The organism is Paenisporosarcina sp. P4_E4_2, from assembly GCF_056401595.1.
In genome coordinates, this window is sequence record NZ_JBFUJC010000234.1 from 1 (window position 1) to 5021 (window position 5021).

Sequence of the window (5021 nt, forward strand, 5' to 3'; positions counted from 1 at the left end):
ATTTAAAAGTAAGTGCTTGCCACCAAAATCGGTTTAATAAATCGGTTCAAAAATTGAGAGAAGCAGTAGAGGCAGGTCGTTTTGGTAGACTACTTCACGGAACAGCCCATATCCGCTGGAACCGTGGAGAGGACTACTACATCCAGGCACCTTGGCGAGGGACTTGGCAGCAAGACGGTGGGGCGCTCATGAATCAATGCATTCATAATATTGATCTTTTGCGGTGGATGATGGGTGACGACATTGTAGAAGTTGTTGGAATGACGGATAATTTAAAGCATCCATTTATCGAGGCAGAAGATCTTGGAATTGCGTTAGTTCGATTTGCGAACGGTAGTTACGGTGTAATTGAGGGAACAACAAACATTTATCCTCAAAATTTTGAGGAAACGCTCTATGTGTTCGGGGATCAAGGGACCGTTAAAATCGGTGGGAAATCAGTAAATATTATTGAAGAATGGCTGTTTGCGGATCAATTGGACGATTCACAGGAAGTAAAAGCCAAGTATCACGAGAATCCGCCAACCGTTTATGGCTTTGGACATACGCCACTCTATGCAGACGTCATTGAGGCGATTAAACAGGACCGTGAACCATATGTGACGGCTGAAGATGGCAGAAGGGCATTAGAACTCGTCCTTGCCATTTATAAGTCAGCAGCTGAAAAGAAAAGTGTCCAACTCCCACTGGAGAAGGCGAGTACATTGGATTTTATTAATATATTTCATTGAGTTAGTGAAAGTGGGCAGGGGAATGACTGAACTCGAAAAGTATCTGCAATTCAGCGAGCAGGAAACGACCATTCCTTTATTTTCAAAAGGCTGGTGGATGGATGCGGTTTGTCCGAATGAATGGGATGTCATCTTAATTAAAGAAAACGCCGAAATCTGTGCGTCCTTGCCATACTATCTCCAAAAAATCGGAACCGAGAAAGAAATTAGAAAAGCGACGTTAACCCAAACGAATGGCATCTGGATGCGATATCCACCAAATCAAAAATACGATAGAAAACTGACGTATGAAAAAAACATGATGAATACCATCATAGATGAAATCGAGAAACTCGGGTTAACAAAATACCAACAATACTTTCATTATTCCTTTACAAACTGGCTTCCTTTTTATTGGCGTGGCTACTCSCAAACAACAAGGTATACGTATGTCATACACCATACTTCCAATTTGGATGAAGTCTATCAAAATTTCAATTCCAATATACGAAAGAATATAAGAAAAGCAGAGAAAAGCTTGCAGGTTTATGAAGGTCTTGGAATCGATGAATTCTATCATTTAAATAAACTGACGTTTGAGAGGCAAAACTTAGAAATCCCTTATTCATTTGAAACGGTTTCGAGAATTGATGAAGCATGTGAACAAAAAAATGCTAGGAAAATATATTATTGTGCGGATGAGCAACATCAAATTCATGCCGCAGCTTATTTTGTTTGGGATGACGAGACGGTTTATTATTTAATGTCCGGTTCAAATCCTGACTATCGAAACAATCAATCCCTAACTTTACTGATTTATGAAGGCATTAAATTAGCAAGTAGGTTGAATCGGAAGTTTGATTTTGAAGGAAGTATGAAGCAAAATATCGAGCAGTTTTTCAGACAATTTGGTTCAAGGCAAATGCCTTACCATAATATTCATAAGGTTTTCTAGGGTTACGGACGTAATGGGTTTTCCGGGTGGAATTTATGTGGATTGGAGAGTGGCTATGCAGTTTCGTGATTTACAGGCTCAATATCAAACCTATAAACATCAAATCGATTCAGCGATTCAAGGTGTTTTATTTCATTCCAATTATATCGAAGGAAGAGAAGTAAAGGCACTCGAAGAACGATTAGCAGAATATGTGGGCGCGAAGCATTGCATCACGTGTGCGAATGGAACAGAAGCGATGACCCTTGTGCTGATGGCGTGGGGGATTGGGGAAGGCGATGCCGTTTTCATTCCAGATTTAACATTTTTCTCAACAGGAGAAGTGGTTTCGTTTTGCGGTGCAACACCGGTGTTTGTGGATGTATGTAAAGATACCTTTAACATGGATCCAACGCAACTAGAGAAGGCCATTGTTAAAACGTTGAAAGAAGGGAAAGTCACACCAAAAGTGATTATCCCTGTTGATTTATTTGGGTTACCTGCTGATCATCTTGAAATCGAGCGTATCGCAAAGAAATATCATTTACTTGTATTAGAAGACGCTGCCCAAGGCTTTGGGGGCAATATTCATGGGAAACGAGCATGCAGTTTTGGTGATGCCGCAACAACTTCTTTCTTCCCAGCGAAGCCTATAGGTTGTTATGGAGATGGTGGGGCAATTTTTACGGATGATGATGAATTAGCAGAGTTGTTAAAGTCTTTGAAGGTTCATGGAAAAGGCGAAAGTAAGTACGACAATATTCGCATTGGGTTGAATTCGCGACTTGATACGATCCAAGCAGCCATTTTACAAGTCAAGCTTGACGCGTTCATCCAGCATGAATTGGATGACGTAAACCGAATTTATCAACTTTATAATGAAAAATTGAGCGGAATGGTTGATACACCTGCCATCCCCGATGGATTTTTTTCCAGCTTTGCCCAGTATACTATTAAGCTTAAGAATAGGGAGCAACGGGATCAGTTACAACAACATCTCAATAAGAACGAGATTCCAAGTATGGTGTATTACGTGAATCCAATGCATAAACAGAAAGCATTTGTACATTTACAATTTAGTGAAGAAAATTTTCAAGTTACTAACGAGCTTTGTGATTGTGTTCTGTCGTTACCAATGCATCCATATTTGAAGGAAACGGATGTAGAACTTGTGGCAAAAGTGGTTTCAGACTATATCAAGAAGAGCAACTTATAGACGAGACAAATAGTGGAATATGTAATGAACGCATATTGGAGGGACCATCATCAAAAAAGTATGTCATATGACGAGTGCTCATGAACGTTATGATATTCGCATATTTGAAAAGGAATGTAAATCATTAGCAAGCCATGGCTATGATGTCTCCTTAATTGTAAATGATCAATTACCTAATGAAACAGTGGATCAAGTAAAGATCATCTCGACCAATTTTAAGCCAAAGAGCCGACTTGATCGGATGTTGAWCTCCAAGAAAAAGATATTTAAAAAAGCGGTGGAAGTAGATGCCGAAATCTATCATTATCATGATCCTGAATTAATGCCAATCGGGAATAAGTTAAAAAAACGAGGAAAGAAAGTCATCTTTGATTCCCACGAAAATTATCCGATGCAAATTAAAGAAAAAGAATATATTCCAAAGTTTTTACGGAAGGTCATCGCAAAAATATATTTCATGTATGAAACCTATTCGATTAAACGAATTGATGCGGTCGTCTTTCCATGTACGTATAGTTTGAAAAATCCTTTTGAAAACCGGGCGAAAAAAACGGCATTTATCGATAACTTTCCCATGTTACACGAATTGTACGATCGTTTTAATGAAAAGGAAGAAAAACTAAAGAATACGATTTGTCATATTGGCACGCTAACCCATGATCGAGGTATTACGTATAACATTCAAGCTGCCTATAAAGCGAAGGTTAACTTGATATTGGGGGGCGTCTTATCCCCTGATCGTTATCTTCAAGACGTTCGTGGAATGAAAGAGTTTGCGTGTGTGGATTATAGAGGTCATGTAAATCGAGAAGAAGTAACGGATATTTTGCGAAAAAGTAGGATTGGTCTATGTACAGTTTTAAATGTTGGCCAATATAACAAAGGCGATCATTTTGCAACAAAAGTCTATGAATATATGGCGATGGGATTGCCCGTAATTATAACCGATTTTCCATATGCCAGGGAAGAATTGAAAAGATACAAATTTGGCATCCCAGTTGACCCCGAAAATGTTGATGAAATCGCAGAGGCTATTTTGTATTTATTGAAAAACCCTGACATTGCAAAAGAWATGGGGAAAAATGGCCGCTTAGCGGTGAAAGAAAAATACAATTGGAGTATCGAAGAACAAAAATTATTCCGTTTATATAAGAATCTATAATACGTAAACCATCTGCCATCGAACACGTTAGTCTTGTGTGTACACACAAAAAAATGGTTAAGTAGGGTATGACTTCGTGGCTACAATCTAGAAAGCCGTTTTGGCACATCAATATTTAGTAGGGAGTACGCCATTTGAGTAAGAAAAAGTTTTTGATTGATTCACTATTAAATATTGTCGCTACAGCCATACCGATTATTATTCTTCAATTATTCACTTTACCTATTATTGGGGATCGATTAGGTGAAGAGCAATACGGTTTGGTCGTTACTTTAATCAGTCTCTTTACTGTATTGAGTTTTCCGTTCGGTAATGTGTTAAACAATATTCGATTATTAATAGATGATGAATATAGTAAAAAGCGAATTTCTGGTGATTTCAATATTTTATTAATCAGCAGTATCGCGTTAAGCACGATTATGATGATCATTGGAACAATCTATTATGAAGGTAAGTTTTCATTCATCAGTATTAGTTTAATCGTCCTCATATCCTGTTTAAATTTATTAAGAGAATATTTAGGCGTCAGTTTTCGGCTAYAGTTAAACTATAAAAAGATTGTAATCAATAATGTGCTCTTAACCATTGGCCATATTTTGGGCACTTTTTTATTTAGTTTGATGGGATACTGGCAATTCATCTTTATTTTTGGATACGGATTTAGTGTTCTCTATATCATCAAAAATTCAACCCTATTGAAAGAACCAATTGTACGCACAGACATATTTAACTCCACTACTTATAAAAGTATCGTTCTCCTCGGCTCCTCTCTACTAACAAACGTATTAAACTATGCAGATAAACTATTAATTTTCCCATTACTTGGCCCAGCTGCGGTAACGATTTATTATACGGCGACCATCATCGGTAAAATCATGTCCATGGCCATCACGCCGATTAATGGGGTGATTTTGAGTTATATAGCGAGAATGGAAAAATTCAATCACAAAACATTCGGTTCGATTATGCTACTGACAGGGATTGTTGGCATCATTGGAT

General features: G+C 37.9%; 5 protein-coding genes. All 5 read left to right on the forward strand.

Going from position 1 to position 5021, the window contains the following annotated elements; genetic code table 11:
- The coding region (locus AC1DSB_RS14275; protein WP_477586943.1) for a Gfo/Idh/MocA family protein at window positions 1-731 on the forward strand (731 nt) is incomplete at its 5' end.
- 22 nt (window positions 732-753) lie between these two features.
- Complete coding sequence (locus AC1DSB_RS14280; protein WP_477532690.1) at window positions 754-1665, forward strand: GNAT family N-acetyltransferase; 912 nt, start codon at window positions 754-756, stop codon at window positions 1663-1665.
- Window positions 1666-1702: 37 nt separating this feature from the next.
- On the forward strand, window positions 1703-2860 hold the full coding sequence (locus AC1DSB_RS14285; protein ID WP_477532689.1) for a DegT/DnrJ/EryC1/StrS family aminotransferase: 1158 nt from the start codon (window positions 1703-1705) through the stop codon (window positions 2858-2860).
- A gap of 67 nt (window positions 2861-2927) precedes the next feature.
- Window positions 2928-4022 carry a glycosyltransferase gene (locus tag AC1DSB_RS14290; protein WP_477586944.1) on the forward strand — a complete coding sequence of 365 codons (1095 nt, stop codon included), beginning with the start codon at window positions 2928-2930 and terminating at the stop codon, window positions 4020-4022.
- A gap of 134 nt (window positions 4023-4156) precedes the next feature.
- On the forward strand, window positions 4157-5021 hold an 865-nt coding region (locus tag AC1DSB_RS14295), incomplete at its 3' end, for a lipopolysaccharide biosynthesis protein (RefSeq protein WP_477586945.1).